Genomic DNA, 25,812 nt, shown 5'->3' with positions numbered 1-25,812 from the left:
GAATACTGAGGAGACCGGCACGGACGGGGTCGATAGACTCGACGACCGTGACGGAAACCGCCCCCACCCCCGCGAAGCGGCAGCGTGCGCTGTCGGGCATCCAGCCGACCTCGGATTCGTTCCATCTCGGCAACTACCTGGGCGCGGTGCGGCAGTGGGTGAAGCTGCAGGACGAGTTCGAGACCTTCTACTTCATCCCCAACATGCACGGCATCACGACGCCGCACGATCCGAAGGCGCTGCGCGAGCGCACCGTCTTCGCCGCGGCGCAGCTGCTGGCGCTCGGCGTGGATCCGGCCCGCTCGACGGTGTTCGTGCAGTCGCAGATCCCCGAGCACGCGGAGCTGACCTGGGTGCTCAGCTGCATCACCGGCTTCGGCGAGGCCAGCCGGATGACGCAGTTCAAGGACAAGTCGGCGAAGAACGGCACCGACAGCTCGTCGGTCGGACTGTTCACGTACCCGATCCTGATGGCCGCCGATATCCTGCTCTACCGCCCGCAGCTCGTTCCGGTGGGGGAGGACCAACGACAGCACCTCGAGCTCACCCGGAACCTGGCGCAGCGCTTCAACACCCGGTTCAAGAAGACCTTCGTGGTGCCCGAGGCGTACATCGTCTCCGACACGGCCAAGATCTACGACCTGCAGAACCCCACCGCGAAGATGAGCAAGTCGGCGGAGTCCGACGCGGGTCTGGTCAGCATCCTCGACGATCCGAAGATCATCGCGAAGCGAGTCAAGTCGGCGGTGACGGACACCGAGCGGGAGATCCGCTTCGACCGCGAGAACAAGCCCGGCGTCTCCAACCTGTTGACCATCGAGTCGGCGTTCACCGGAACTCCGATCCCGGAGCTGGAGCGCGCCTACGAGGGCAAGGGCTACGGCGATCTGAAGACGCAGGTGGCCGACGTGCTCGTCGACTTCGCCACGCCGCTGCGGGGCCGGGTCCAGGACTACCTCGACGACCGGGCCGAGCTGGACAAGGTCCTCACCGCCGGGCGCGAGCGGGCGCGCGAGATCGCGTCCCGCACCCTCGCCGACGTCTACGACAGGGTAGGGTTCCTGGCGCCCTAGCCCGTGTGCAGTAGCGAACTGCAGGAGGACGTCTCGACATGCTCCAGAAGTACCGCGACAAGTGGCCGTGGTTCGACCACATCATGGCGGCCGCGACCCGGTACCAGGACAAGAAGGGCGACTACTTCGGCGCCGGCATCACCTACTTCAGCGTGTTCGCCCTGTTCCCACTGGTCATGGTGGCCTTCGCCATCGGCGGCTACGTCCTCATCAACGACGCGGACCTGCTCGCCGAGATCAAGGCCCAGATCAACTCCGTCATCAGCGACGACAGCCTGCGCAAGTCCGTCAGCGACCTGGTGGACCAGGCCATCGCGTCCCGGAGCGCCGTCGGCATCGTGGGCCTCGCGGGCGGGCTCTGGGCCGGCCTCGGCTGGATGGCGAACGTCCGCGCCGGCCTCACCGAGATGTGGGACAGTGCGGTGCCGGACCAGAACTTCGTCAAGACCAAGCTGGCCGACCTGGGCGCACTCGCCGGCCTGTTCGTCGCGATCGTCGCCTGCATCGCGCTGATGGCGGCTGGTAGCAGCCCGCTCACGGCCAGGCTCCTCGACGCGGCGGGGCTGGGCGACGTGCCGGGCCTGCACTTCGTCATCTCCGGCGCGACGCTGCTGGTCACGCTCGTCGCGCTGTGGGTCCTGTGGACCTTCGTCATCGCGCGCCTGCCCCGGGTGCAGTTTCCGTGGCGCAATGCCACCCGCGCGGGCCTCATGGCGGCGCTGGCGTTCATGATCCTCATCCAGCTCGCGACCCTGCTCATCGGCAACGTGATGAAGGGCCCGGCCGGCGCCACCTTCGGCCCGATCCTCGGCATCATGCTGTTCATCTACTTCACCGCGCGGATCGTGTTGTTCGCGACCGCGTGGGCGGCCACCGATCCGCGGAACCAGCGCTACGTGATCCCGGCCGCGCCGGAGCCCGTGGTGATCTCGCCCGTCATCCGCGCCGAGCCCGACGCCGGCCGGACCGCCCTCGCCGGCGCTGCCGGGCTCGTCGCCGGCCTGGGGCTCGGATCCCTGCTGCGCCGCAGGCGCTGACGTACGCCGCTCAGGCGTCCTCGGGCGCGGTCGCCCGCGGCAGCGTCCGGCCCCGGAAGAAGGCGGGACGTGTCACGGCGCAAGCGATCATCAGCGGCACGCCGAGGACCAGCATGCCGACACCGATCACGAAGACGCCGCCGACCCCGCCGATCACCGTCTGTCCGTAGTCGGGCGCGATCATGTCGATCGCGCTCTGCGCGAAGGCCCAGATCATCGCCGCCCCGCCGAGCACAGGAAAGACCAGGCGCAGCACCAGGTTCCGCACCGACCGCCGCACCGTCCGCCGGAAGTACCACGCGCACGCGAACGCCGTGATCGCGTAGTAGAAGGCCACCGCCAGCCCCAGCGAGCTGATCGAGTCCTCCAGGGTGTTTCGGCTCAGCAGCGCGAGCGTGAGATAGAAGACGAGCGCGGATCCGCCCATGACGACGGTGCCGAACGACGGGGTGAGGTACTTCGGCTGCACGCGCGCGAACCGCTCCGGCACCGCTCGGTAGATCGCCATCGCGAGAGTGCCCCGCGCCGTGGGGAGCACCGTCGACTGCGTCGAGGACAGTGCCGACAGGGCCACCGTGAGCACCAGCAGGCCCGCGAGCACCGCGCCCCCGACGGGCCGGCCGAGCACAGTGAGCACATCGTCGTGGTTGTCGGTGTTGCCGAGTCCGAGACCCGACTCGCCGAAGCCTGAATAGGCCTGCACCGCAACCGCGACGAGCACGTACGTACCCATAAGCACGACTGTCGCCAGTATCGCGGCCCGGCCGGGCGTCGACGACGAGTCCTTGGTCTCCTCGCCGACGGCCAGGCAGGCGTCCCAGCCCCAGTAGAGGAAGATGCACAGGATCACGGCGGCTGCGACCTGGGAGGCGCTCAGCCCCGTCGGGTTCAACCAGTCCCAGCTCGGACGCACGGCCTGCGGTCCCGCTGTGCCCCGGTACACGGCCCACAACGCGGCGAGCGCGGCCACGCCGAGCACCACGAACTGGATGGACATGAGCACGTTCTGCATCCGTTCGGAGACGACGATCCCGCGGTAGGACACCCAGGTCATCGCCACGATCAGCGCACACCCGAATCCCACCACCGCGAGGCGGTTGTCCGCGAGCGAGGTCAGGCCGACGAAGCGCAGGAGGTAGGTGGCCGCGATCTCGGCGACGTTCGCCAGGCAGATGATCGCCGAGACCGCGAGGCCCCAGCCGCCCAGCCAGCCGACCCATGGCCCGAACGCCCTACTGCCCCAGGTGAACGTGGTACCGGCGTCGGGGGTATCGGCGGCGAGCTCCTTGTACGCGATGGCCACCATGAGCATGGGCAGGAAGGCGACCACGAACATCGCGGGCGCCTTGCCCTGCACGTGCCCGACGACGCCGCCGAGCGTCGCCGCGAGGCTGTACGCCGGGGCGGTGGAAGAGAGGCCGATCGCCATGTTGCTCAGCAGGCCCAACGAGTTCGAGCGCAGACCCTTGTCGGGTACCGGGGCGGCGCCGACGGGCACGGCGACCATCTCAGCGGCCCCGATTGGTGCGCATGGCGGCGCCCACCAGGACGGCGATGAGGCCGAGCCCGCCGAGCCCGATCAGGAGCCGCGTGCCGTTCCCCATCCCCGACGGTCCGCTCTCCACCACCAGATCCTCCTGCGCCCGCTCGGGCCGGCTCGCGGCACCGTCGGCCGCGACCAGCGTGCCCACGGCCTTCCCCCGCAGCGCGACGCCGTAGTCGAGGAGCCGCCGATACTGGTCCCAGTACGTGTTGCCGGTCTGCGAGAGGCCGAACATCTGCACGATCACGTAGCGGTGGCCGTCCCGGTCGACCGCGCCGACGAAGGTCTTCTTCGCGTCGTCGGTGTAGCCGTTCTTGCCGGCCACCGCGCCGGGGAAGTCGGTGAGCAGGCGGTTCTCGTTGACGATCGGGTACGGCGCCACCGAGGTGGGCGCCGGCGGCGGGCTCTGCGCGGGCGGAGGCGGCGTCGACGGCGCGGTGGTCGGCACGGGCGGGTGCCCGGGGAAGGTGACCTGCTTCGTCGACGCGATGCGCACGAACCGGTCGTCCTGCAGGGCCGCGCGCAGGATCAGCGCCATGTCGTACGGGCTCGAGCTCATGCCGGGGCCGTCGAGGCCCGACGGGGACGCAGTGCGCGTATCGTGCGCGCCGAGCGACGCCGCCAGCGCGTTCATCTTTCGCAGCGTCGCGTCGACCCCGCCGAGCTGCCGGGCGAGCGCGTGCGCGGCGTCGTTGCCCGAGGCCAGGAGGAGGCCCTCGAGGAGTTGTTCGACCGTGTAGCGGCCGCCGATATTCACGCCCGCGCCGTTGCCCTCCTGCGCCGCGTCCTCGGCGGTGCCCTCGACCACCGTCGAGAGGTCGAGATCGCGCAGCGCGACCTGTGCGAGCAGCACCTTGATCGTGCTCGCCGGCCGGTACCGCCCATGCGGATCCTTCGCCGCGACGACGGTGCCGTCGGTGACGTCCGCGATGAGCCAACCGGCGGAGTCGATGCCGGGCGGAACCGGCGGCGCACCGTCCGGCACGACGACGCCGCACCCGCCGAGCTTCGCGCCCCCGACGGGCGGGTCCGGGACGGCGAGCGGCGTGGGGCTCTGCTGCCCGGGCCTCGGGACCTCGGACTCGTCGACGGCGGGCGGCGGGACCTGCTTGTGGGGGCAGGCATCGGTCACCAGCGTCTTCGCCGCGGGGCCGGGCGTGGGCGACGGTGCGGGGCCGGGCGTCGCGGCTGCCGGCGCGGCGAGTGCGCCGAGCAGGCCGGCGGTCGCGAGGACACGGGCCGCGGTGGTCAGAGTGCGCGCGATCATCGCGCTCATCGTAGTCCGCTACGGTGGCGGAATGACGGAGCGTTGTTCGAGTTTCACCGACGAGCTGCTCCCCGGAACCGCGACCACCGAGACCGGCTGGCTGTGCATCGAGAACGAGTCCGGGTGGGGCCGCGACCCGTTCTCGGGCGAGACCTTCGCGCCCGAGGTGGGCGAGGCCGTCGAACGGTTCGCGGAGTCCCGGGGCCTGCGGGTGCTGCTGATCCGCCGTCCCGGGCGCGCCGCGGGCTTCCGCAGGCGGATGCGTGTCTTCGTGGCGAACTCGGTGCCGGGGGAGACCTCGCTGCGGATGTTCACCGTCGCCGACTACGCGGATATCCCAGGGCTGCCCCTCGATGACCCGGGCGCGGGCGAGACTGCCGGGCCCATCGCCCTGGTGTGCACCAACGGCAAGCGCGACGTCTGCTGCGCGCTGCTCGGGCGACCGATCGCGGCATCGCTCGCGGGCTGCTACGCCGACCCCGTGGTGTGGGAGTGCTCCCACACCGGCGGTCACCGCTTCGCGCCCGTGCTCATCGTGCTGCCCGCCGGCCACACGTACGGCCGGATCACGGGCGCGCAGGCCAAGGAGGCCCTCGACGCCGCCCGCAGCGGCGTCGTCGCGACCGCCGGGCTCCGCGGACGTTCGTCGATCCCGCCCGCCGAGCAGGCCGCCGAGGTCGCGGTCCGCGAGCTCCTCGGGCCCGTCGGGCCGGACGTCCTGCGCACCGGATCCGACGGTGCCGCCGTCACCGTCCGGCACGAGGACGGCCGCGGGTGGGCGATGACGGTGATTGCGGAGGACCTGCCGCCGCGGATGATGTCGTGCGGGAAGAAGCCCTCGCCCGCGCGGTCGTGGCGCGTGTCCGGTCTCCAAGCGGACGGAAACTGACACCAATACCCGCGAGAGTGGTGGGTATGACTGAGAAGACACCGGAACCGGGCTCCTACGATGACCCGGAGATGCCGTGGAACACGCTGACCGAGGAGACCATCGGCGACTGGAACCGGAACGTGATCGCCGAGTTCCGGGCGAACGACGGGGTCGTCGGCGGCGCGTACGAGGGCGGCGCGCTCCTCCTGCTCACCACGACCGGCGCTAAGTCCGGGCGGCCGCACACCGTGCCGCTCGGTCCGCTCAACCGCGGCGAGCAGATGTACGTCAGTTCCTTCATCGAGAAGGCCTACCCGGCGTGGTGGCACAACGCCCGGAGGAACCCCGAGGTCACCATCGAGATCGGTGCGCGTACCGTCGCCGCGACCGCCCGGGTGCTCGAGGGCGACGAGTACGCGGAGTTCGCCGCCTGGGCGCTCGCGGACAATCCGGATCTCGCGGCCTTCCAGGCAGGCATCGACCGCCCGATCCCGTTGGTCACCCTCACACCGCACTGATGTGAGCGGTATCACGCGAGAGGTTCGTTCCGATTCGGGCGTATTCCTCCGTTCCGAATATTCCATCTGGAGTAATCGGCGGGTAGCGTGACCGCCGAGCGCGACGATCGGAGGTGGAGCGTGGCACGGGAACGCGCACTGACCCCGCTGGCGATCGCGGCGCTGGCTCTGCTCACCGAGCGGGACATGCACCCCTACGAGATGTTCACCACGATGACCGAGCGCCGCGAGGACCTCGTGGTCAAACTCCGTGCCGGCTCGCTCTACCACGCCGTGAACCGGCTGGCCGAGGACGGATCGGTGGTCGAAGCGGGGACGGATCGCGACGGCAACCGCCCCGAGCGGACGAGATACGCCATCACCGAAGCGGGGCGGGAACGGTTGCAGGACACCGTCGCCGGCCTGATCGCCGAACCTGGCGAGGAGTACCCGAGCTTCCCGCTCGCCGTCTCCGAGGCGCACAACCTGGACCGCGACCGCGTGCGTGAGCTGTTCACGGCCAGGCTGGCCCGCCTCGACGCCGACGTGGCGGCGATCCGCGCGGGGCACGCCCGGGCACTGGAGCACGCCGCCGAGGTGCACCTGCTCGACCTGGACTACCTGATCGCGATGCGCACCGCCGAGGCCGACTGGCTCCGGCGCACCGTCGAACGACTCGACGACGAGACCCTGGAATGGAAGGCGACCTGTCATGACGAATGACGCCACCACCGCGAAGCCCTACGATCCGGGCGCGCTGCCCGGGCTGCCCTCCGGCTACCGGCCCTGGCCCGCGCTGTGGGCGCTGGTCGTGGGCTTCTTCATGATCCTGGTGGATTCGACGATCGTCTCGGTCGCGACCGACGCGATCTGGATCGACCTCACGAACGGCACCGACCTCAACGGCGTCATCTGGGTGACCAGCGGCTACCTGCTGGCCTACGTGGTGCCGCTGCTGCTCGCCGGGCGCCTCGGCGACATGTACGGGCCGAAGCGCCTGTACCTGGCCGGGCTCGTGGTCTTCACGCTCGCGTCGGCGTGGTGCGGCCTGTCGGGCTCGATCGGGATGCTCATCGCCGCTCGCGTGGTCCAGGGCCTGGGCGCGGCGCTGATGACGCCGCAGACGATGGCGGTCATCACGCGCACCTTCCCGGCGGCCAAGCGCGGAACCGCGATGGCGTTGTGGGGTTCGGTGGCGGGCGTCGCGATCCTCGTCGGCCCGCTGGCCGGCGGTGTGCTGGTGGACCGGCTCGGCTGGGAGTGGGTCTTCTTCGTCAACGTGCCGGTGGGCATCGCGGCCTTCATCGCCGCGGTGATCCTGGTGCCGAACCTGCCGACCCACAAGCACAAGCTCGACATCCCCGGCATCGTGCTGAGCGCGCTCGGCCTGTTCCTGCTGACCTTCGGCCTGCAGGAGGGGCAGAAGGAGGACTGGTCGGCCGGCATCTGGACGATGATCGCCGGCGGCCTCGTGCTGCTCGTCGGCTTCGTGTGGTGGCAGACCAGGGCAGCCGAACCGCTCATGTCGCTGACCCTGTTCAAGGACCGGAACTTCTCGCTGGCCAATGCCGCGATCGCCTGCATGGGTTTCTCCGTCACCGGTATGTCGATCCCGCTGATGCTCTTCGCGCAGAAGTCCATGGGGCTCACGCCCACTCGCTCGGCGCTGCTGCTGATCCCGCTCGCCGTGATCTCCGGGGCCCTGGCGGCCCCGTCGGGCAAGCTGGCCGACAAGGTGCACCCCAAGTACCTCACCGGATTCGGCTTCGCCGCCAACGCGGTGGCGCTGTTCTGGCTGGCCTTCGTCGCGCACGACACCACGTCGGTGATCGGCATCCTCGCACCGATCGGCCTCATGGGTGTCGGCAATGCCTTCATCTGGGGTCCGCTCGCCGCCACCGCGAACCGGAACCTGCCGCTGCCGCTGGCAGGTGCAGGGTCGGGCGTCTACAACATGACCCGACAGGTGGGCGCGGTGCTCGGCAGCGCGGCGGTCGGCGTGCTCATGCAGCACGAGATCGAGGACAAGATCGCCGCCGCCACCGGTCATGCGCAGGGTGGCGGCGCGATGGCCACCGGCGCGCTGCCGCAGTTCCTGCGCGGGCCCTTCGCCGACGCCATGGGGTCGACGATCCTGCTGCCCGCCGCGGCGCTCGTGATCGCCTTCGTAGTGGTGCAGTTCTTCGCGACGCCCACGCACCAGAAGGCTCCGGCGCCCGTCGACGCCTGACGACGGGCACCGCCGGCCCTGGGAGGGGCCGGCGGTGGCGCTGCTGATGGAGCGGCTCAGCTGATCCGGCGGCGGTAGGCGAGCATCGCCCCGCCATAGGCGACCACCAGGATTCCGGTGCACCAGGCGAGGGCCGAGACCAGGTCGGCGGTGTCCACGGGACGTTCGGCCAGCAGGGCCGAGACGGTGTTCACGATCGACGTCACCGGCTGGTTCTCGGCGAAGGCGCGCACCGGCCCGGGCATGGTGTCGGTGGGCACGAACGCGGAGCTGATGAACGGCAGGAAGATCAGCGGGTAGGAGAACCCGGTCGCGCCGTCGACGGACTTCGCCGTCAGCCCGACGGCCACCGCGATCCAGGTGAGCGCCAGGGTGAACAGCGCCAGGATGCCGGCGACACCGAGCCAGGCGAGCGGGCCCGCCGACGAGCGGAAGCCCATGATCAGCCCCACCCCGATGATGATCAGCACGGTGATCGCGTTGGCCACCATCGACGTGAGCACGTGCGCCCACAGCACCGACGAGCGCGCGATCGGCATCGACTGGAAGCGCTCGAAGATGCCGCCCTGCATGTCGTTGAACAGCCGCAGCGCGGTGTAGGCGATGCCGGAGGCGATGGCCATCAACAGGATTCCGGGCAGCAGGTAGTTCACGTAGTTCTCGTCGCCGGTGCTGCCCTTGATCGCCCCGCCGAAGACGTAGACGAACAGGAGCATCATCGCGATCGGCGTGATCGCGGTGGTGACGATGGTGTCGACGCTACGGGTGATGTGCTTGAGCGAACGGCTCAGCAGTGCACTGGTATCGGAGACGGCGTAGCTGGTCATGATCGGTCCTCGGTCGTGGTGGTGGTGTCGGTGCGGGTTCCGGTGAGGGCGAGGAAGATCTCCTCGAGCGTGGGCTGCTTCTCGACGTACTCGACCTTCGCCGCCGGCAGCATCCGCTTGAGCTCGGTGAGGGTGCCGTCGGCGATGATCCGCCCGTCGCGCAGGATCGCGATCCGGTCGGCCAACTGCTCGACCTCCTCCAGGTACTGCGTGGTCAACAGCACCGTCGTGCCCCGATCGGCGAGCTCCTTGACGATGTCCCACACGTCGATCCGAGCCTCCGGGTCGAGGCCGGTCGTGGGCTCGTCGAGGAAGATCACCGCGGGATCGCCGATCAGGCTCATGGCGATGTCGAGGCGCCGGCGCATGCCGCCCGAGTAGGTGCCGACCTTCCGGCCCCCGGCGTCGGTGAGGCGGAAGCGGCTCAGCAACTCGTCGGCGACGGCGCCGGGATCACTCTGGTGCCGCAGCCGCGCCACGAGCACGAGGTTCTCGCGCCCGGTGAGGATCTCGTCGACGGCGGCGAACTGGCCGGTGAGACTGATGGATTCGCGTACCTGCTGCGCCTCGGAGGTCACGTCGTAGCCGTGCACGACGGCGCTGCCTGCATCGGGGCGCAAGAGCGTCGACAGGATGCGCACCAGCGTGGTCTTGCCCGCTCCGTTCGCGCCGAGGAGAGCGAAGATGCTGCCCGGGGCGACGTCGAAGTCGACGCCACGGAGCACCAGCAGGTCGCCGTAGGACTTCTCGATCCCGCGGACCTCGATGGCAGTGGTGGTGGTGATCGTCATGGCTTGCTCTCCTTGTGGTTCTGTGCGTCCTAGCGGGCGCGTCGGATGTCGATGTCGCCGTACTTGGTGCGCGCGGTGACGGTCACGGAGTTTTCGATGTCCGCCGGTGCGGCGTCGCCGTCGAGTTCATTGCGGACCCGGCCCTCCTTGGAACTCAGGTCCAGCCAGGCCGGGGTGCCGGCCAGGACTCCGACGGTGACCTGTCCGTAGCCGCTCTCGAGCTCGATCGCGCCGGCGGAGACCTCCCGCAGGGTGATCGCGCCGTACGCGGTCTTGGCGGTGACGGAGCCCAGCGCTCGGTCGATGTCGAGGTCGCCGTAGGAGAGGTTGGCCTCGACTCCGCCGCCCGTCTCCTCGACCCGGACGCTGCCGTGCGAGGCCTTGAGGCGGGCATCGCCGGTGATCGTCGCGGCGCGGATCTGGCCGTGATCGGCCGTGACCTCCGCGGAGCCGTCCACCCGGCCGATGGTCGCGTTGCCGTGGCCGGCGCGCAGCCACAGGTCGCCGGTGTCGGCGAGCTCGACGGGGCCCGTCGAGTTCTTGATCCGAGTGGCCCCGAGTCGGCCGGAGGCCCGGGTCCCGCCGACCGCGACCTCCGCGGTGAACCGGGATCCCGTCGGGAGCTCGATCCGCAGGTCGACGGACTCCGACGGGCCGAACAGAGTGAACTTGGGCTTCGGTCCCACGACGGTGAGCCGGGCACCGTCGAACTCCACCCGCACGGCGTCGGCCGCGCGTTGGTCGGCGGCCTTGGCGGGCGAGGTGGGGCTGACGGTGACGACGGTGTCGGCGCGGTCGGTTGCAACGACCTCGACGTCGCCGACCTGCAGGTTGACGGCCAGGTCGATGGGGGCGGGGGTGTCGAAGGTGGGCATGATGATCCTTTCAATGAGCTGATCGAGGGCGTGTTCGGCCGGCCCCGCGGGGTGCGCGGGGCGAAACGGGGGATGGTGGTGCGGGCGGCTTAGCGTGCCCAGCCGGCGAAGTCGTCGCCGGTTCGCAGGGGACGCGGGCTGGCGCGGCGGTGCTGCTTGGGTGCCAGTGCGGCCGCGACCGCTTGGACCAGCCAGGTGTTCACCGATACTCCGGCCGCGGTCGCCGCCTGGTCCACCCGCGTCTTGAGGGCGTCGGGGAGGCGGAGCGTGGTCCGGGTGGAGCCGGTGTCCTCCAGGTCGATGGCCGGTTCCGTCGCGACGTCGGCGTCGCGCGTGTCGGCGGAAGCCTGCGCCACGACGAACTCGAGCTCGCGGCCGCGCAGCCGCAGGTCGACGGAGCCGGGCACCAGGTCGCGGGTGATCTCGCCGGCGGCGGCGGACAGTGCGTCCAGCAGGACCAGCCGAGTGGCGGCGTCGAGGCCGGAGGCCAGGCGCTCCGCGGAGGCGCGGGCATCGTCGACGCCGTTGTCACCGGCGTCCGTGAAGTCGCGTTCGGCGGCGGCGATGAGCTGGCGCTGTAGGTCGCTGACGAAGGGCGTGATGTCCATGGCGTCAACTGTGACACCAGAGTGGTGTCATGTCAACAGAAGCTGCTCAAAGTGTGAATAAATACCAGGTGGATGATGGTGTCACCGTGGTGCGTCACGGCGCGAAAGCACCGCCTGGGGCGAAGGTGAGCTCGGCGAACCGGGTGCCGATCAAGGCGTGGGTGGCGCCGTCGGGGTGCAGCTCGTCCGGGAGGGGCAGGCGGGCGTAGTCCTCCGCCCCGTACAGGTCGCGCCCGTCGAGTAGGTGCAGGTGCGAGTCCTCGCCGGCCCGGTCCGCGACGATGTGCCCCAGTTCCTTGCGGATGACGGACAGCGTGAGCTTCCCCGCGCGGACCTCGGCCGGGTCCCCGGTGGCCTCGAAGCGCAGGCGGTCGGCCGACGGCACGGGCATCACCGGGCCGGGCGTGTGCTCCTGGATCGGGCACAGGATGGGCGAGACGATCAGCAGCGGCGTCGTCGGATGCCCGTCGCGGATCGTATCGAGGAAGCCGTGCACGGCGGGGGTGAAGGCGCGCAGCCGCATGACGTCGGCGTTGACGATGTTGATGCCGAGCTTGAGGCTGATCAGGTCGGCCGGGGTGTCGCGGATCGCGCGGGCGACGAACGGATCGAGGAGCGCGCTGCCCCCGAAGCCGAGGTTGATCAGGTCCACGTCGCCGGCTGCCGCGGCGATCGCGGGCCAGGTCCCGGTCGGGTGAGTGGCGCCCGAACCGTGGCTGATCGAGCTGCCGTGGTGCAGCCAGAGGCGGTCGCGGGGCGGCTGCGGTCGCACCGGGGCGTCCGTGCGCAGCGCGATCAGCTCGGTGATCTCGTTATGGGGCAGCCAGATCTCGACGTCCTTCTCGCCCGCGGACAGGTCCGCGAATCGTGCGCTGCCGGAAGAGCCCGCGGTGAGTTCGGCCTCCTGCGTCACCATGTCGATGACGGTGTCGACGTTCCCGCCCGGCACCGTCGTACTGGCGACGAGGCGACCGTCCACGACGAGGTCGTAGACACCGTCGGGCAGCGGCGGGAGGCCGGCGTAGGCCCGCTTGGTGGGCAGGGTCTCGAGCTCGATGACGGTGGCGGTGGTCCGCAGGGCGAGGCGCACGCCCGAGGGCTGCGCCTGCGCGGAGGCGAGCCGCGCGTCGGGGATCCGGCGGCGGGCCGCGGCGGGGAGGCGGTGCGGGAGGAGGCCGCGGGGCGTCCGCTCGAGGTCGAGGTGTCCGCGCAGCAGGGTCTCGTCGATCGGGGTGCGGAGCAGGCTCGGGTCCACCGGCGGTCCTGTCGTCGGGAGTGAGAAACGCCCCGGACCTCGGGTGAGGTCCGGGGCGTTTCCGGGCTGCAGTAATGGTTCTAGCGGCTGAACAGGAGGGCGCGCTTGACCTCCTGGATGGCCTTCGTCACCTGGATGCCACGGGGGCACGCGTCGGTGCAGTTGAAGGTGGTGCGGCAGCGCCACACGCCGTCGACACCGTTGAGGATCTCGAGGCGCTCGGCGGCACCCTCGTCGCGGCTGTCGAAGATGAAGCGGTGCGCGTTCACGATGGCCGCGGGGCCGAAGTACGAGCCGTCCATCCAGTACACCGGGCAGCTGGTGGTGCAGCAGGCGCAGAGGATGCACTTGGTGGTGTCGTCGAAACGCTCGCGGTCCGTGGGGGACTGGATGCGCTCGCGGGTCGGCTCATTGCCCGAGGTCATCAGGAAGGGCTTCACGGCGCGGAAGGCGTCGAAGAAGGGCTCCATGTCGACGACGAGGTCCTTCTCCACGGGCAGGCCGCGGATCGGCTCGACCGTGACGGTGATCTCCTTGCCCTCGACGAGGAAGTCCTTCATCAGCATCTTGCAGGCGAGACGGTTGACGCCGTTGATGCGCATGGCGTCCGATCCGCACACGCCGTGGGCGCACGAGCGGCGGAAGGTCAGGGTGCCGTCGAGGTAACCCTTGATGTACAGGAGCAGGTTCAGGAAGCGGTCCGAGGGGAGCGCGGGAACCCGGTAGCTCTGCCAGCCGGCCGCGTCCGGATCCTCCGGGTTGAACCGGTAGACCTTGATCGTGACCATCGTGGAGCCGGGCGGAACGGGCGGCTGCACGGACGCGGGGGTGTCAACTGCGGCGGTCATCAGTACTTACGCTCCATCGGCTCGTAGCGGGTCTGCACGACGGGCTTGGTGTCGAGACGGATCCCGGACTCCAGGCCCTCGCCCTCCTTGTACGCCATGGTGTGCACCATGAAGTTCTCGTCGTCGCGGTTCGGGTAGTCCTCGCGAGCGTGGCCGCCGCGGGTCTCCTTGCGGTTGAGGGCGCCGACGACGGTGACCTCGGCCAGCTCGAGCAGGAAGCCCAGCTCGATGGCCTCGAGCAGGTCGCTGTTGAAGCGCGTGCCCTTGTCGGTGACGGTGACGTGCTCGTAGCGCTTCTTGAGGGCGCGGACGTCCTCGAGGGCCTGCGAGAGGGTCTTCTCGGTGCGGAAGACGGCGGCGTTGTTGTCCATCGTCTGCTGCAGCTCGGTGCGGATGGCCATGACGTTTTCGTTGCCGTGATCGCTGAGCATCGAGGCGACCCACTTCTCGACCATCTCCGAGGGGTTCTCGGGCAGCGGCACGAAGTCGTGCGTCTTGGCGTACTCCGCGGCGGCGATGCCGGAGCGACGGCCGAAGACGTTGATGTCGAGCAGCGAGTTCGTGCCCAGGCGGTTGGCGCCGTGCACCGAGACGCAGGCGCACTCGCCGGCGGCGTAGAGGCCGGGGACCACGTTCGTGTTGTCGCGCAGCACCTCACCGTGGATGTTGGTGGGGATGCCGCCCATCACGTAGTGGCAGGTGGGGTACACGGGCACGAGCTCGGTGACGGGATCGACGCCGAGGTAGGTGCGCGAGAACTCCATGATGTCCGGCAGCTTGGCCATCAGGGTCTCCTCCGGGATGTGCGTGACATCCAGGAGCACGTAGTCCTTGTTGGGGCCGGCGCCGCGGCCCTCGAGCACCTCGAGCACCATCGAGCGGGCGACGATGTCGCGCGGCGCGAGGTCCTTGATGGTGGGGGCGTAGCGCTCCATGAAGCGTTCGCCGTCGACGTTGCGGAGGATGCCGCCCTCGCCGCGGACGCCCTCGGTGATGAGGATGCCCAGGCCTGCGAGGCCCGTCGGGTGGAACTGGTGGAACTCCATGTCCTCCAGGGGCAGGCCCTTGCGGAAGACGATGCCCATGCCGTCACCGGTGAGGGTGTGGGCGTTGGAGGTGGTCTTGTACATGCGGCCCGAGCCGCCGGTCGCGAAGATGATCGCCTTGGCGTGGAAGACGTGGATCTCGCCGGTGGACAGCTCGTACGCGACGGCGCCGGTCGCGACGGGGCCGTCCTCGGTCTCGGTCAGCGCGATGTCGAGGACGTAGAACTCGTTGAAGAACTCGACGTCGTGCTTGACGCAGTTCTGGTAGAGCGTCTGCAGGATCATGTGGCCGGTGCGGTCCGCGGCGTAACAGGCGCGGCGCACGGGGGCCTTGCCGTGGTCGCGGGTGTGTCCGCCGAAACGACGCTGGTCGATCTTGCCCTCGGGGGTGCGGTTGAAGGGCAGGCCCATCTTCTCCAGGTCGAGCACCGCGTCGATGGCCTCCTTGGCCATGATCTCCGCGGCGTCCTGATCGACGATGTAGTCGCCGCCCTTGACCGTGTCGAAGGTGTGCCACTCCCAGTTGTCCTCCTCGACGTTGGCGAGGGAGGCGCACATGCCGCCCTGCGCCGCGCCGGTGTGCGAACGCGTGGGGTAGAGCTTGGTGAGCACCGCGGTGCGGGCGCGGGGGCCGGCTTCGATGGCCGCGCGCATTCCGGCGCCGCCGGCGCCGATGATCACCACGTCGTAACGATGTTCCTGCATGATGCGGGTCAGTCCTTCCTGGCCGTTACTGGGCGGTGGGCACGGAGGCCGGTTCGAACGAGAGGAGCGCGTACGAGCCGAGGCCGACCACGAGGATCATCGACAGCACGAGCAGAGTCTTGAGCCAGAACCGCGTGCGGTCCTTGCGGGCGTAGTCGTCGATGATCACGCGCAGGCCGTTGCCGCCGTGCAGCTGGGCGAGCCACAGCATCGTGATGTCCCAGATCTGCCAGAAGGGGCTGGCCCAGCGCTGCGCGACGAAGGCGGCGCTGATCCGGTGCACGCCCTGGCTGTCCAGCGCGAGCATGATGAAGACGTGCCCGAAGACGAGGACCAGGAGGGCGATGCCCGAGAAGCGCATGAACAGCCAGGCGTACTTCTCGAAGTTGCCGGACGCCGGACGGTGCGGCGAGCGCGGGTTGTCGAGCGAGGCGGGGCGGTCGTACTGCTTGAGCAGCGTCTTGGCGAGCTTGGGTTCGTTCGCGGTAGTCATATCTCTGCGTCCCCCTATGCGTGCGAGATCATGATGTAGAGGAGACGCGCGGCCATTCCGGCGCCGGTGATGAGGAAGACCGTCCAGACAGCGATGGACATCGCCTTCTGGTACTGCACGCCCTTGCTCCAGAAGTCCACGAGGATCACGCGGACGCCGTTGAGGGCGTGGAAGAGGATGGCCATGACGAGGCCGATCTCGAGCAGGCCGATGATCGGAGTCTTGTACGTCTTGATGATCGCGTCGTACGCCTCGGGGTCGATGCGGATGACCGCGGTGTCGAGGACGTGGACGAACAGGAAGAAGAAGATGGTCACGCCGCTGATGCGGTGCAGCACCCAGTTCAACATGCCCGGATCGCCCTTGTAGAGGGAGACGCGGCGCGGCTCCTCGGCGGCCGCCACCTCGGTACTACTGCTCATCGAGTCCTGCCTTCGACATCGTTTCTTGGATACGGTCGAACGAAGGTCGACGAAAGGACTCTGAGCCCTCGCGTCGGCGCCGTTCGCGACGTATACCTGAACCCACGCCTTGACCTTAAACCCACCAGAATGTGGAATCGAAACCACGGTCCCGATGTGTTGGGGCCGAACAGATTTAGTTAGGTATGCCTGACCGAAATTGATCCGGAATCAACAAGCCTCCGGAAAGGAGTGATCGGCTGTGCCCGACATTGACTGGGAGGCATTGCGGCGCACCGCCGTCGACGCCATGGGGCATGCCTATGCGCCCTATTCGAAGTACCCCGTCGGGGCCGCCGCGCTGACGGACGACGGCCGCGTGGTGTCCGGATGCAATGTGGAGAATGTCTCATACGGACTGACCCTCTGCGCGGAGTGCGGCCTCGTGAGTGCACTCCATTCCACGGGCGGCGGGCGACTGCTCGCCTTCACGTGCACGAACGCCAATGGCGACGTCCTGATGCCGTGCGGTCGGTGCCGCCAGCTCCTCTACGAACACGGTGGCGGAAAACTCCTGATCGACCACCGCGCAGGCCCGGTGCCGCTGAGCCGGCTGCTGCCCGACGCCTTCGGGCCCGACGACCTCGACGAGGTCACCCACGACGAGAAGAGGTAGACCGCATGACCGATGTCTTCGACGCCGTTTCCATCATCGCGACCAAGCGCGACGGCAAGGCCCTGACCGATGGCCAGATCGACTGGGTGATCGACAGGTTCACCAGCGGTGAGGTGGCGGACTACCAGATGTCGGCGCTCGCGATGGCGATCTTCCTCAACGGGATGGACCGCCGGGAGATCGCCCGCTGGACCGCGGCCATGATCGCCAGCGGCGAGCGCATGGACTTCTCCGGCCTGCGCCGCGACGGCCGCCCGCTCGCGACGACGGACAAGCACTCCACCGGTGGCGTGGGCGACAAGATCACCCTGCCGCTGACTCCGCTCGTCGCGTCGTACGGCGTGGCAGTGCCGCAGCTCTCCGGCCGCGGCCTCGGTCACACCGGCGGCACCCTCGACAAGCTGGAGGCCATCGCCGGCTGGCGCGCAGACCTGACCAACGAGCAGATGTTCGACCAGCTCGAGAAGGTCGGCGGTGTGATCTGCGCCGCGGGCTCGGGCCTCGCTCCGGCCGACAAGAAGCTGTACGCCCTGCGCGATGTCACCAGCACCGTCGAGGCGATCCCCCTCATCGCCAGCTCGATCATGAGCAAGAAGATCGCGGAGGGCACGGCTTCGCTCGTCCTCGACGTCAAGGTCGGCAAGGGCGCCTTCATGAAGACCGCCGCGCAGGCGCGCGAGCTCGCCGAGACCATGGTCGCGCTCGGCCACGACTCGGGCGTGAACACCGTCGCACTGCTCACCGACATGTCCACCCCGCTCGGCCGGACCGCCGGTAACGGGCTCGAGGTCGCCGAGTCGCTCGAGGTCCTGGCCGGCGGCGGACCGTCGGACGTGGTGGAGCTGACGCTCGCGCTCGCGCGGGAGATGCTCGCGCTCGCCGGCGTCGACGCCGACCCCGCCGAGCATCTCGCCAACGGGAAGGCGATGGACAGCTGGAAGGCGATGATCGCGGCGCAGGGCGGCGACCCCGACGCGCCGCTGCCGGTCGCGCAGCACACGCGCACCGTCGCCGCGCCCGCCTCCGGCGTGCTCACCGAGCTCGATGCGATGGGCGTCGGCGTCGCCGCCTGGCGCCTCGGCGCGGGCCGCGAGCGCCAGGGCGAACCCGTGCAGGCGGGCGCGGGCGTCACCTGGCACGCAGGCGTCGGCGACCGGGTCGTCGAGGGCGAGCCGCTGTTCACGCTGCACTCCGACACTCCGGAGAAGTTCGACGGTGCCGTCGCCGCGCTCGACGGCGCGGCCGTCATCGGCGAGTCCGCGGCGCCCCGCGGCTCGCTCGTGCTGGACCGGGTGACCGCTTAGGGATTCATGATGCGGACGGGGGCGCCCGCGAGGTAGGCGCGGACGTCCTCGGCCGCGTCCGCGTAGAAGGTCCGGTACTGCTGCTCGGTGACGTAGCCGACGTGCCCGGTGAGGACGGAGTTCGGCAGGTCGCGGATCGGGTCGTCGGTGGGCAGCGGCTCCGCGTCGAAGACATCGAGGGCGAGGAGGATGTCGCCCCTGCGCGCCGCCGCCGCGGCGGCCGGGGTGTCGAGCACGCCCGCCCGCGAGGTGTTGACCAGGAGCGCGCCCGGCTTCATCCGGGCGATGTCGGCGGCGCCGACGATGCCGCGCGAGCGGTCGGAGAGCACGTAGTGGATCGTGACCACGTCGGCGCGCTCGAACAGCTCCCCCTTGCTCACGGCCGTCGCCCCGACCTCGGCCGCCCGCTCGGCGTCGATGTTGCTGGACCAGGCGATCACGTCCGCGCCGAAGGCGTTCGCCACCCGCGCGACCCGTCGCCCGAGACCGCCGAGGCCGACGATGCCGAAGGTACTCTCGTGCAGTTCTTTCCCGACGGTGCTCTGCCACCGCCCGGCTCGGATGTTCGCGTCCTCGGTCGGCACGTGACGCAGCGCTGCGAGGATCAGCGCCCAGGTGTGCTCGGCGGCGGCTGCGGGGCGGTATCCGGTGTGGCACACAGTGATCCCGAGCTCCGATGCAGCGGCGAGGTCGATCGCGGCGTTGCGGCGGCCCGTCGACACCAACAGCCGCAGGCGGGGCAGCGAGCGCAGCACGTCCGCGGGGAAGCGGGTGCGCTCCCGCATGGCGACCACCCCGTCGAACCCGGCCAACTGGCCGGCGACGTCGGTGAGCGGCTCGGTGAAGACGGTGACGTCGAGCCCGGAGAAGTCGCCGTATTCGCGGGAGACGTCCTGGTAGTCGTCGAGGATCGCGATGCGCATACCGATCACGCTAGCCGCCGGGGGTAGTGCTGGCACCACCCCCGATTCTCTTGCTGAGGCCAGGGACTCGCGGCCGCGGCGGACCTAGCGTCTACGGCATGATCGATGACGTGACCCCGCCCCCGGTGCAGCGTGAGCCCGTCCGCGGCGCGCTCGCCGCGCCGCTCCGTGAGCCGCTGCGCTTCCTCGCCACGTCCGCGCCGTGGCGCGGCCTGGCCTACTTCGCCGGATCGATGATCGTCGGGTGGGTGCTCTTCTTCCTGTATGTCGTGGTGGTGCTGCTGCCGTTCGCGCCGGCGTGGTCCTACGGGTTGGCGAAACTGGAGCGCCTGCGGGTCACGTGGCTGGGGGATCCGGCCATCGGCGATCCGCATCCGCCCGTGACCGGCAATCTCTCGACCCGAGCCGGTGCTCGCCTCGGCGAGCGGGCGACCTGGCGGGAGGTGGCATACACACTGCTCCTCGCGGTGCTCACCCCCATCGTCTTCCTCGGCGCGGTGATCGGATGGACGATCGGCGGCGGGCTCGTGATCGCGCCCTTCCTCGACGGCGAGGTCAACGTCATGGGCACGGCGATCGACAGTGTCGTCAGCCAGGCGATCTGGGGCGCGATCGGCGCGGTGATCTGTGCGGCGGGGCTCTACATCACCTACGCCGTGTCCGTGGCGCAGGCCGCCACCGCGCGGCTGCTGCTCGGCCCCACCGAGGAGGAACTGCTCCGCCGCGTCACGACGCTGGAGGCCTCCCGCGGCGTGCTGGTGCACTCCTTCGAGGGAGAGCGGCGCCGGATCGAGCGCAACCTGCACGACGGCCCGCAGCAGGACCTCGCGAGCCTGTCGCTCCAGCTCGGCGAGCTGCAGCAGAGCCTGCCGGAGACGGCCGACGAGGCCCTGCGCGGCCAGGTGTCCGAGGCGCAGGCGCGGCTCGAGCGCGCCATGGCGGGCCTGCGGGATACGGTGCGCGGCGTGCACCCGCAGGTGCTCGATGATGCCGGCGTCGAGGCGGCGTGCGCCGAGCTCGGCGGAGCGATCCCGGTCGACGTGAGCGCGGGCGAGGGCTGGACGCCCGGCCGGCGCCTGCCTTCCGAGATCGAGCAGGCCATGTACTACACCGCCAGTGAGGCCGTGACCAACGCGATCAAGCACGGCGGCGCGAGCACGGTGCGGATCACCTTCGCTGCGGGTGCGCTCGGGGTGTCGATGACGGTGATGGACGACGGCACCGGAGGGGCGGACCCCGCCGGCGGTACGGGTATTGCCGGGCTGATCGAGCGGGCCGAGTCCATCGGCGCGACGCTCACCGTGCTGAGCCCGCCCGGAGGGCCCACGACGCTCTACTGGGCGAAGGCGATGTCGTAGGCTGCGCGCGATGCGCAAAGCATGGCGGAGGAGAGGGCACAGGGAGACGGGAGGCGGAGCGCGGCGATGCGGATCTTGATCGCTGAGGATTCCGTGCTGCTTGCCGACGCTCTGCGGGCGATCGATCCGGACACCGTCGACCTGGTGCTGACCGACGTCCGGATGCCGCCCGGGCACGGCGACGACGGGCTTCGGGCGGCGCTGGATCTGCGGGCCGGCCGCGCGGGCGTGCCTGTGCTGGTGCTGTCCCAGTATGTCGCCGCCGCGTACGCGCGGCGGCTGCTGGACTCCGGCGGCGGCGTGGGCTACCTGCTCAAGGAGCGGGTCGGGCGGGTGGGCGATTTCCTCCGCGCCCTCGACACCGTCGCGAGCGGGGGAGTGGTGGTGGATCCCGAGGTGATCTCCAAGATGTTCACTCCGACGGTGCTCGACCGGCTCACGCCCCGCGAGGGCGAGGTGCTCGCCCTCATGGCGGAGGGGCGCAGCAATGCCGATATCGCTGCGGCGCTGGTGGTCTCGGATGCCGCGGTGGCCAAGCACGTGGCGAACATCTTCGCGAAGCTGGACCTGCCTCCTGAGGAGGGGAACCGCCGCGTCCGCGCCATCCTCACCTATCTCACGGAGCGATAGCCACCCCGACCGTGTTACGCGCCGGTAGCCGGTACCTTGGCCCTATGGCGAATCCCGTTGGCCCCACCCTCATCGACCTGCAGGCCCTGCGCCGCGCACCCAAGGTGCTGCTCCACGACCACCTCGACGGCGGGCTGCGCCCCGCCACGGTCCTCGAGCTGGCCGCGGAGAGCGGTTACGCGAACCTCCCCGCCACCACCGAGCCCGAGCTGGCCGCGTGGTTCCGGGACGCCGCGGACTCCGGCTCACTGGTGAAGTACCTGGAGACCTTCGAGCACACCGTCGGGGTGATGCAGACGCCCGAGGCGCTGTCCCGGGTGGCGCGCGAGTGCGCGGAGGACCTGGCGGCCGACGGCGTGGTCTACGCCGAGGTGCGGTTCGCGCCCGAGCAGCACCTCGAGGGCGGGCTGTCGCTCGACGAGGTCATGGAGGCCGTGCTCGCCGGCTTCGCTTCGGGCGAGTCCGCGGCGCGCACCGCGGGCCGCCCGATCGTCGTGCGCTGCCTCGTGACCGCGATGCGGCACGCGGCCCGCTCGCGCGAGATCGCGGAGCTGACGGTGCGCTGGCGCGACCGCGGCGCCGTCGGCTTCGACATCGCCGGTGCCGAGGCGGGCTTCCCGCCCAGCCGCCACCTCGACGCCTTCGAGTACATGCGGGATCACTCCGCCCCCTTCACCATCCATGCGGGGGAGGCCTTCGGGCTGCCGTCGATCCACGAGGCGCTGGCGTTCTGCGGCTGCGACCGCCTGGGCCACGGCGTGCGCATCGTCGACGACATCGCGGGCGTCGAGCCGGGATCCTCCGATTTCTCCGGCGCGGTCCTCGGCCGGGTGGCGGCGCGGGTGCGGGACGCGCGCATCCCGTTGGAGCTGTGCCCCAGCTCCAACGTCCAGACCGGCGCGGTCGCCTCGATGGAGGAGCATCCCTTCAACCTGCTGGCGCAGCTGCGCTTCCGCGTCACCGTCAACACCGACAACCGGCTCATGAGCGACACCACAATGAGCGCGGAGATGCTCAAGTTGGTCGAGACCTTCGGCTACGGCTGGACCGACCTGCAGCGCTTCACCATCAACGCGATGAAGTCGGCGTTCCTGCCCTTCGACGAGCGGCTGGCCCTCATCGACGAGGTGATCAAGCCCGGTTTCGCGGTGCTGATCGGTTGACGCCGGCGCACCCCGCGGCGGTGGCGCCGCGGGGTCCGGTCACTTGTTGGTGAGCCGGTCCTCGAAGTCGTGCTCGAGCGCCCGCCATGCCTCGGCCTCGTTGTCGAACGGGCCCGACGGTGCCAGCCGGCGCGGCTGCGGGTCGAGCGCGTAGGAGACGAAGAAGCCGAGCGGGGTGGTGGGGCGCAGCGCATCCCGCACTGAGGCGTCGTCAGCGAAGTCGGCCGAGTCCAGCAGCAGCTCCACCGCGAGATCCAGCTGATCGCGGTCGATGCGCCGCGGACCGTCGGCGATGTCCTCGCCGATCCCGGGCAGCACGTAGACGTTGTCGTCGTAGACCTCGATCTCCAGCGCACCGTCGGTCGCGGCCACGCGCACCTCGTCGAAGGTGGAGACCGACGAGAGGTCGGTGTCGTCGTCGTCCGCGAGGTACCGCGCCAGCGCTCCCTCGGAGTCGAAGATGTAGATCTTGCCCTTGCGGCCCAGGAAGACCGGGTTGTCGTCGAGGTAGCAACGCAGCGTGTAGTACTCGCCCGTCGAGGTGATGATCTTGATCGGGTCGATACCGACCTGACCCCAGAAGGAGTCGTCCTCCTCCTCGTCCTCGAAGTCCTCTTCGGCGCTCTTCGCGAGCGTCACCCCGTCCTCGCCGTCCGCGTCATCGCCGTCGTACTCGTCGTCGTCCTCGTCCAGGTCGTCGGTGTCGAGACCGGGCACGTCGTCGAGGTCGTCGTCGAGGTCGTCATCCAGATCCGCGGCGTCGGCGGCCAGTGCAGCGGCCTTCTCCTCGGCCTCCGCGAGCTCCTGCTCGGCGGCCTCGGTGAGGGTGGCGGACACCTTCGGCGCGCTGACGACGCCCTCGATCGCGTCGACCACGTCGTCCCACTTGCGGCTGATGATCTGGCCGACCTTGTGCCACATCTCCGCGCCCTCGCGGCCCTCGAAGTTGCGAGTGCCGATGCGCACGGTGCCCAGCACCGGGTTGCCGTTGAAGAACTTGGTGACGTCGATCAGCTCGCACACCTCGCCGATGAGGCCGACGATCTCGAGGGTGTCCTCGAGCTCGGCGATCACCTCGGGGGTGGGCTCCTCGGCGGCGAGCTCCGGCACCGAGATCAGATCGAAACTGCGGTCGTCGCGCGGGACGAAGGCCTCCGCGGGCAGGGTGGTCAGGGCCTCCCAGGCCGGGTGGTCGTCCAGGTCGTTCGCCTTGCCGCTGCGGGCGAAGGCGACAAGCTCGGCGACCGACGAGAAGCCGTACAGATCCTCGTCGAGGCCCAGGAAGGCCTCCCATTCGTCCTCCCCGTCACGCCACCGCGGTGCCCACAGGGTGTACACCGGGCCGTCGGTGAGGCCGAGCTCGATCGGGACGATGTCAGACGCCATGGCGCCCAGCGTAGTGCACTAGGCCGGTTCGGCGTCGGCCAGAGGATCGGAGTGCGCGCGCAGTACCTTCACCGCTCGTGGATCGGGCTTGCGCCCGTTGAGTAGAGCAGCCTTCGCGGCAATCCGAGCGAACTCCAACTGCATTTCGGGCGTGAGGCCTGATCTGCGGGTGATGGCCATGAATCTCTCCTCAGGATCCGCCGTCACTGCCATCATCCTCCGCGTCCGGCAGATCCGCCAGGGCGATCGCTTCGATGAGATCCCGCTCCGAGTCGGTGGCGAGGGAAGAGTCCATGAGGCTGGTCAAGACGGCGGCCGCCGTTCGTGCGACGGTGACGTTCGGTTCTGTCGTTCGTTCGATGGCCCAGGTCACTCGCCGCCACCATTCCGCCCGCCGTTCCGATCGCTCCTTCTGGCGCATCGTCAGCCAGACTCCTGTGAGAGCCAGGGCTGCGGCGATGAACGGAGCGGCCACGAGCCACAGAGCGGTGCTCACCGTCTACCCCGTTGGACGGAAGAAGCCGTAGAACTGCTGGCCGATGTTCTCCGTGCGGATCGCGGAGATCTGCACCGGATCGCCTGCTTCCACCATGCGTCCGTCGCCGATGACCATCGCGACGTGGCCCTCCCACACCGCGAGGTCGCCGGGCTGCAACTGGCCCGCGCTGACCGCGGCGCCGACGCCCTGCTCGTTGGCGAGCCGCGGCAGCTCGATGCCCGCCTGTCGGTAGGCCCACTGCGTGAACCCGCTGCAGTCCAGGCCGACTCCGGGCGTCGTCCCGCCCCACGAGTAGGGCACGCCCAACTGCGTGAGCGCGGCCTGCACCGCGGCGGCGGCCTTCGCGTTCGGGGCCTTCACCACCGTGCCGTCGGGGAGGCGCACGTCGTAACCGCCCTTGCCGTCGGCGGTCACCGTCGCCCCGGACCGTCGGGACGCCGACACCGCCTGCGCCTTCGATCCGCGGCCCGAGCCGCCCCGGTTCGGGGCCGTGAGCGCGGAGGTGAGCCCGCTGACGGGGGAGGCGCCGGACCCCGAGCCGCCGCCGGACCCCGAGCCGCCGGACCCCGGGCCGGTGCCGGTCGGGGAGGAGGTAGACGGGGTCGTGGACGCGGTCGTCGAGGCGGGCGTCGTCGCCGCACCTCCATCGACGGTGCCGGGCGCGGTCGGGGTGCTCTCCGCCAGCCCGGAGACCGTGCCGGTCTCGCCGTCGAGCTCGTCGCGTACGGACCGCAGCACGTCGAGCGCCTGCTGCAGGTGATCGGCCGCCAGCGTGAGCACCGCGATCAGCCCGGTGGGGTTGAGCAGCGTCGGATTCGCGGCCTCGGCCTTGCTCACGAAGGAATCGAGGACGGCCTGCAGCCGCGTGCGGCCCTTGCTCACCACCCCGGCAGCGGTCGTCACCGACTCGCGGATCGCGCCACTGTGCTGCGACAGGGCCGCCGCGGCGGTGCCGCCGGTGCCGATCGTGCGCTGGGCGGTCGTCGCATCCACGCCCGTCCACGCGCTGCCGACGCTGACCGTCGCCGAATCCGTCTGCGCGCTGACCCGGGCCAGTTCGGCCTCCACCGCCCGGATCGCCGCGTCGACCCCCGCGACCGAGAGGTCGCCGCTGCCGAACGTCTCGAGCAGCGCCCGCAGCGGCGCCGCCAGCGCCGCGACGATGCCGCTCACGACGCACCCAGCAGCCCGACCAGTGTGCCCGCGCCGCCTGCATCCGTGGCGACCGCGGAGGCCACCGTCCGTGCGGCTCCGGCGGAGGCCGAGGTGTAGAACGCGGCCAGGCGCGTCACTTCGGCGTCGGTCGCCGTGACCGCACCGAGCAGCTCGGTCAGGTAGTCGCCGCCGACCAGTCCGAATACCTGGGCGAGCGCTGCCGCCGAGACGGCGCCCGCCCCCGCGGCCCCCGCCACCGACGTGGCCAGCGAGCCCAGTTCGGTCCCCGCCGCCGTCACCACGCCCGTCGTCATCAGAAACGCTTCCATCGCAATACCCCCTCATTGATTG

The 25,812-nt window shown here is 70.1% G+C and carries 28 protein-coding genes; 11 read left to right on the top strand and 17 right to left on the bottom strand.

The annotated features are described in order from the left end of the window. Window positions 1–47 precede the first annotated feature (47 nt). Both trpS and HNP44_RS00215 read left to right on the top strand, forming a co-directional pair. Window positions 48–1,073 carry a tryptophan--tRNA ligase gene (gene trpS / locus HNP44_RS00220; RefSeq protein ID WP_259143854.1) on the top strand — a complete coding sequence of 342 codons (1,026 nt, stop codon included), beginning with the start codon at window positions 48–50 and terminating at the stop codon, window positions 1,071–1,073. Between the two features lie 38 nt (window positions 1,074–1,111). Then, window positions 1,112–2,110: a YhjD/YihY/BrkB family envelope integrity protein gene (locus tag HNP44_RS00215; RefSeq protein ID WP_259143853.1), complete on the top strand. Its 999-nt coding sequence runs from the start codon at window positions 1,112–1,114 to the stop codon at window positions 2,108–2,110. A gap of 10 nt (window positions 2,111–2,120) precedes the next feature. Here HNP44_RS00215 and HNP44_RS00210 read toward each other — a convergent pair whose 3' ends face one another. Together HNP44_RS00210 and HNP44_RS00205 are read right to left on the bottom strand one after the other, a co-directional pair. Then, window positions 2,121–3,617, bottom strand: coding sequence for an APC family permease (locus HNP44_RS00210; protein ID WP_259143851.1), 1,497 nt, complete (start codon window positions 3,615–3,617; stop codon window positions 2,121–2,123). Window position 3,618: 1 nt separating this feature from the next. Beyond that, a complete protein-coding gene (locus tag HNP44_RS00205; protein ID WP_259143850.1) occupies window positions 3,619–4,920 on the bottom strand; it encodes a D-alanyl-D-alanine carboxypeptidase family protein in 1,302 nt (433 codons plus the stop codon). 31 nt (window positions 4,921–4,951) lie between these two features. Between HNP44_RS00205 and HNP44_RS00200 the strand changes: the two genes are divergently transcribed. The 4 genes from HNP44_RS00200 to HNP44_RS00185 all read left to right on the top strand — a co-directional run bounded on the left by HNP44_RS00200 (window position 4,952) and on the right by HNP44_RS00185 (window position 8,518). Next, window positions 4,952–5,809 (top strand): sucrase ferredoxin, encoded by an 858-nt coding sequence (locus HNP44_RS00200; RefSeq protein WP_259143849.1) that lies wholly within the window; start codon window positions 4,952–4,954, stop codon window positions 5,807–5,809. 26 nt (window positions 5,810–5,835) lie between these two features. Next, on the top strand, window positions 5,836–6,309 hold the full coding sequence (locus tag HNP44_RS00195) for a nitroreductase family deazaflavin-dependent oxidoreductase (protein WP_259143848.1): 474 nt from the start codon (window positions 5,836–5,838) through the stop codon (window positions 6,307–6,309). 120 nt (window positions 6,310–6,429) lie between these two features. Then, entirely contained in the window at window positions 6,430–7,011 is a 582-nt protein-coding gene (locus HNP44_RS00190) for a PadR family transcriptional regulator (protein ID WP_259143847.1), read from the top strand. After that, complete coding sequence (locus HNP44_RS00185; RefSeq protein WP_374758708.1) at window positions 7,001–8,518, top strand: MFS transporter; 1,518 nt, start codon at window positions 7,001–7,003, stop codon at window positions 8,516–8,518. The genes HNP44_RS00190 and HNP44_RS00185 overlap by 11 nt, the downstream gene beginning before the upstream one ends. 56 nt (window positions 8,519–8,574) lie before the next feature. Here the strand turns inward: HNP44_RS00185 and HNP44_RS00180 are convergent, their stop codons facing one another. From HNP44_RS00180 to sdhC, 9 genes are all read right to left on the bottom strand, one after another. After that, window positions 8,575–9,345: an ABC transporter permease gene (locus HNP44_RS00180; RefSeq protein ID WP_259143846.1), complete on the bottom strand. Its 771-nt coding sequence runs from the start codon at window positions 9,343–9,345 to the stop codon at window positions 8,575–8,577. Continuing rightward, the gene (locus HNP44_RS00175) at window positions 9,342–10,136 is read right to left on the bottom strand and encodes an ABC transporter ATP-binding protein (protein WP_259143845.1); all 795 of its coding nucleotides are present in this window, start codon (window positions 10,134–10,136) and stop codon (window positions 9,342–9,344) included. Before HNP44_RS00175 ends, HNP44_RS00180 begins: the two co-directional genes overlap by 4 nt. 29 nt (window positions 10,137–10,165) lie before the next feature. Beyond that, a complete protein-coding gene (locus HNP44_RS00170) occupies window positions 10,166–11,011 on the bottom strand; it encodes a DUF4097 family beta strand repeat-containing protein (RefSeq protein WP_259143844.1) in 846 nt (281 codons plus the stop codon). An 89-nt stretch (window positions 11,012–11,100) separates the two neighbouring features. Then, window positions 11,101–11,619: a toxin-antitoxin system HicB family antitoxin gene (locus HNP44_RS00165; RefSeq protein WP_259143843.1), complete on the bottom strand. Its 519-nt coding sequence runs from the start codon at window positions 11,617–11,619 to the stop codon at window positions 11,101–11,103. Between the two features lie 94 nt (window positions 11,620–11,713). Further along, window positions 11,714–12,874, bottom strand: a complete 1,161-nt coding sequence (locus HNP44_RS00160; RefSeq protein WP_259143842.1) for an SGNH/GDSL hydrolase family protein — start codon at window positions 12,872–12,874, stop codon at window positions 11,714–11,716. An 80-nt stretch (window positions 12,875–12,954) separates the two neighbouring features. Continuing rightward, complete coding sequence (locus HNP44_RS00155) at window positions 12,955–13,722, bottom strand: succinate dehydrogenase iron-sulfur subunit (RefSeq protein WP_224649069.1); 768 nt, start codon at window positions 13,720–13,722, stop codon at window positions 12,955–12,957. Further along, a complete protein-coding gene (gene sdhA / locus HNP44_RS00150) occupies window positions 13,722–15,473 on the bottom strand; it encodes a succinate dehydrogenase flavoprotein subunit (RefSeq protein ID WP_224649071.1) in 1,752 nt (583 codons plus the stop codon). Before sdhA ends, HNP44_RS00155 begins: the two co-directional genes overlap by 1 nt. 25 nt (window positions 15,474–15,498) lie before the next feature. Then, the gene (locus HNP44_RS00145) at window positions 15,499–15,966 is read right to left on the bottom strand and encodes a succinate dehydrogenase hydrophobic membrane anchor subunit (protein ID WP_068522412.1); all 468 of its coding nucleotides are present in this window, start codon (window positions 15,964–15,966) and stop codon (window positions 15,499–15,501) included. Between the two features lie 14 nt (window positions 15,967–15,980). Continuing rightward, a complete protein-coding gene (sdhC, locus tag HNP44_RS00140) occupies window positions 15,981–16,388 on the bottom strand; it encodes a succinate dehydrogenase, cytochrome b556 subunit (RefSeq protein ID WP_068741624.1) in 408 nt (135 codons plus the stop codon). A gap of 241 nt (window positions 16,389–16,629) precedes the next feature. Here sdhC and HNP44_RS00135 point away from each other — a divergent pair, with 241 nt between their 5' ends. Further along, window positions 16,630–17,043 (top strand): cytidine deaminase, encoded by a 414-nt coding sequence (locus tag HNP44_RS00135; RefSeq protein WP_259143840.1) that lies wholly within the window; start codon window positions 16,630–16,632, stop codon window positions 17,041–17,043. A 5-nt stretch (window positions 17,044–17,048) separates the two neighbouring features. Continuing rightward, complete coding sequence (locus HNP44_RS00130) at window positions 17,049–18,347, top strand: thymidine phosphorylase (protein ID WP_259143838.1); 1,299 nt, start codon at window positions 17,049–17,051, stop codon at window positions 18,345–18,347. On the opposite strand, the gene HNP44_RS00125 is transcribed toward HNP44_RS00130, so the two are convergent. After that, window positions 18,344–19,270, bottom strand: a complete 927-nt coding sequence (locus tag HNP44_RS00125) for a D-2-hydroxyacid dehydrogenase family protein (RefSeq protein WP_259143837.1) — start codon at window positions 19,268–19,270, stop codon at window positions 18,344–18,346. The two genes, HNP44_RS00130 and HNP44_RS00125, sit on opposite strands and share 4 nt — an antisense overlap. A 98-nt stretch (window positions 19,271–19,368) precedes the next feature. On the opposite strand from HNP44_RS00125, the gene HNP44_RS00120 reads away from it, so the two are divergent. The 3 genes from HNP44_RS00120 to HNP44_RS00110 all read left to right on the top strand — a co-directional run bounded on the left by HNP44_RS00120 (window position 19,369) and on the right by HNP44_RS00110 (window position 22,421). Beyond that, the gene (locus HNP44_RS00120) at window positions 19,369–20,628 is read left to right on the top strand and encodes a sensor histidine kinase (RefSeq protein ID WP_259143836.1); all 1,260 of its coding nucleotides are present in this window, start codon (window positions 19,369–19,371) and stop codon (window positions 20,626–20,628) included. 66 nt (window positions 20,629–20,694) lie between these two features. Further along, complete coding sequence (locus tag HNP44_RS00115; protein WP_259143835.1) at window positions 20,695–21,258, top strand: LuxR C-terminal-related transcriptional regulator; 564 nt, start codon at window positions 20,695–20,697, stop codon at window positions 21,256–21,258. Between the two features lie 44 nt (window positions 21,259–21,302). Then, window positions 21,303–22,421, top strand: a complete 1,119-nt coding sequence (locus HNP44_RS00110) for an adenosine deaminase (RefSeq protein ID WP_259143834.1) — start codon at window positions 21,303–21,305, stop codon at window positions 22,419–22,421. A 39-nt stretch (window positions 22,422–22,460) separates the two neighbouring features. On the opposite strand, the gene HNP44_RS00105 is transcribed toward HNP44_RS00110, so the two are convergent. Genes HNP44_RS00105 through HNP44_RS00085 form a run of 5 tightly spaced genes read right to left on the bottom strand, consistent with a single transcriptional unit; the run spans window position 22,461 to window position 25,790 of the window. Beyond that, window positions 22,461–23,807, bottom strand: a complete 1,347-nt coding sequence (locus HNP44_RS00105; RefSeq protein WP_259143833.1) for a primosomal protein — start codon at window positions 23,805–23,807, stop codon at window positions 22,461–22,463. A gap of 18 nt (window positions 23,808–23,825) precedes the next feature. Then, window positions 23,826–23,987, bottom strand: coding sequence for a hypothetical protein (locus HNP44_RS00100; protein ID WP_259143832.1), 162 nt, complete (start codon window positions 23,985–23,987; stop codon window positions 23,826–23,828). Window positions 23,988–23,997: 10 nt separating this feature from the next. Further along, complete coding sequence (locus HNP44_RS00095; RefSeq protein WP_259172201.1) at window positions 23,998–24,303, bottom strand: hypothetical protein; 306 nt, start codon at window positions 24,301–24,303, stop codon at window positions 23,998–24,000. Between the two features lie 3 nt (window positions 24,304–24,306). Next, window positions 24,307–25,479 carry a C40 family peptidase gene (locus HNP44_RS00090; RefSeq protein ID WP_259143829.1) on the bottom strand — a complete coding sequence of 391 codons (1,173 nt, stop codon included), beginning with the start codon at window positions 25,477–25,479 and terminating at the stop codon, window positions 24,307–24,309. Then, window positions 25,476–25,790, bottom strand: a complete 315-nt coding sequence (locus HNP44_RS00085; protein ID WP_259143828.1) for a hypothetical protein — start codon at window positions 25,788–25,790, stop codon at window positions 25,476–25,478. Before HNP44_RS00085 ends, HNP44_RS00090 begins: the two co-directional genes overlap by 4 nt. Window positions 25,791–25,812: the final 22 nt, after the last annotated feature.

The sequence above is a fragment of the Tsukamurella ocularis genome (assembly GCF_024807615.1).
Taxonomy (GTDB): domain Bacteria; phylum Actinomycetota; class Actinomycetes; order Mycobacteriales; family Mycobacteriaceae; genus Tsukamurella; species Tsukamurella ocularis.
Note: the sequence above shows the minus strand (reverse complement) of the source record. Positions and strands in the feature narration are given on the sequence as shown.

Excerpts from the sequence above, each read along its gene's own strand:
- HNP44_RS00200 (WP_259143849.1), top strand. The coding sequence starts at position 4,952 with ATGACGGAGCGTTGTTCGAGTTTCACCGACGAGCTGCTCCCCGGAACC.
- HNP44_RS00195 (WP_259143848.1), top strand. The coding sequence starts at position 5,836 with ATGACTGAGAAGACACCGGAACCGGGCTCCTACGATGACCCGGAGATG.
- HNP44_RS00155 (WP_224649069.1), bottom strand. The coding sequence starts at position 13,722 with ATGACCGCCGCAGTTGACACCCCCGCGTCCGTGCAGCCGCCCGTTCCG.
- HNP44_RS00105 (WP_259143833.1), bottom strand. The coding sequence starts at position 23,807 with ATGGCGTCTGACATCGTCCCGATCGAGCTCGGCCTCACCGACGGCCCG.
- sdhA (WP_224649071.1), bottom strand. The coding sequence starts at position 15,473 with ATGCAGGAACATCGTTACGACGTGGTGATCATCGGCGCCGGCGGCGCC.
- HNP44_RS00180 (WP_259143846.1), bottom strand. The coding sequence starts at position 9,345 with ATGACCAGCTACGCCGTCTCCGATACCAGTGCACTGCTGAGCCGTTCG.
- sdhC (WP_068741624.1), bottom strand. The coding sequence starts at position 16,388 with ATGAGCAGTAGTACCGAGGTGGCGGCCGCCGAGGAGCCGCGCCGCGTC.
- HNP44_RS00210 (WP_259143851.1), bottom strand. The coding sequence starts at position 3,617 with ATGGTCGCCGTGCCCGTCGGCGCCGCCCCGGTACCCGACAAGGGTCTG.
- HNP44_RS00145 (WP_068522412.1), bottom strand. The coding sequence starts at position 15,966 with ATGACTACCGCGAACGAACCCAAGCTCGCCAAGACGCTGCTCAAGCAG.
- HNP44_RS00115 (WP_259143835.1), top strand. The coding sequence starts at position 20,695 with ATGCGGATCTTGATCGCTGAGGATTCCGTGCTGCTTGCCGACGCTCTG.
- HNP44_RS00085 (WP_259143828.1), bottom strand. The coding sequence starts at position 25,790 with ATGGAAGCGTTTCTGATGACGACGGGCGTGGTGACGGCGGCGGGGACC.
- HNP44_RS00120 (WP_259143836.1), top strand. The coding sequence starts at position 19,369 with ATGATCGATGACGTGACCCCGCCCCCGGTGCAGCGTGAGCCCGTCCGC.
- HNP44_RS00165 (WP_259143843.1), bottom strand. The coding sequence starts at position 11,619 with ATGGACATCACGCCCTTCGTCAGCGACCTACAGCGCCAGCTCATCGCC.
- HNP44_RS00205 (WP_259143850.1), bottom strand. The coding sequence starts at position 4,920 with ATGATCGCGCGCACTCTGACCACCGCGGCCCGTGTCCTCGCGACCGCC.
- HNP44_RS00215 (WP_259143853.1), top strand. The coding sequence starts at position 1,112 with ATGCTCCAGAAGTACCGCGACAAGTGGCCGTGGTTCGACCACATCATG.
- HNP44_RS00175 (WP_259143845.1), bottom strand. The coding sequence starts at position 10,136 with ATGACGATCACCACCACCACTGCCATCGAGGTCCGCGGGATCGAGAAG.
- HNP44_RS00100 (WP_259143832.1), bottom strand. The coding sequence starts at position 23,987 with ATGGCCATCACCCGCAGATCAGGCCTCACGCCCGAAATGCAGTTGGAG.
- HNP44_RS00185 (WP_374758708.1), top strand. The coding sequence starts at position 7,001 with ATGACGAATGACGCCACCACCGCGAAGCCCTACGATCCGGGCGCGCTG.
- HNP44_RS00110 (WP_259143834.1), top strand. The coding sequence starts at position 21,303 with ATGGCGAATCCCGTTGGCCCCACCCTCATCGACCTGCAGGCCCTGCGC.
- HNP44_RS00170 (WP_259143844.1), bottom strand. The coding sequence starts at position 11,011 with ATGCCCACCTTCGACACCCCCGCCCCCATCGACCTGGCCGTCAACCTG.
- HNP44_RS00130 (WP_259143838.1), top strand. The coding sequence starts at position 17,049 with ATGACCGATGTCTTCGACGCCGTTTCCATCATCGCGACCAAGCGCGAC.
- HNP44_RS00125 (WP_259143837.1), bottom strand. The coding sequence starts at position 19,270 with ATGCGCATCGCGATCCTCGACGACTACCAGGACGTCTCCCGCGAATAC.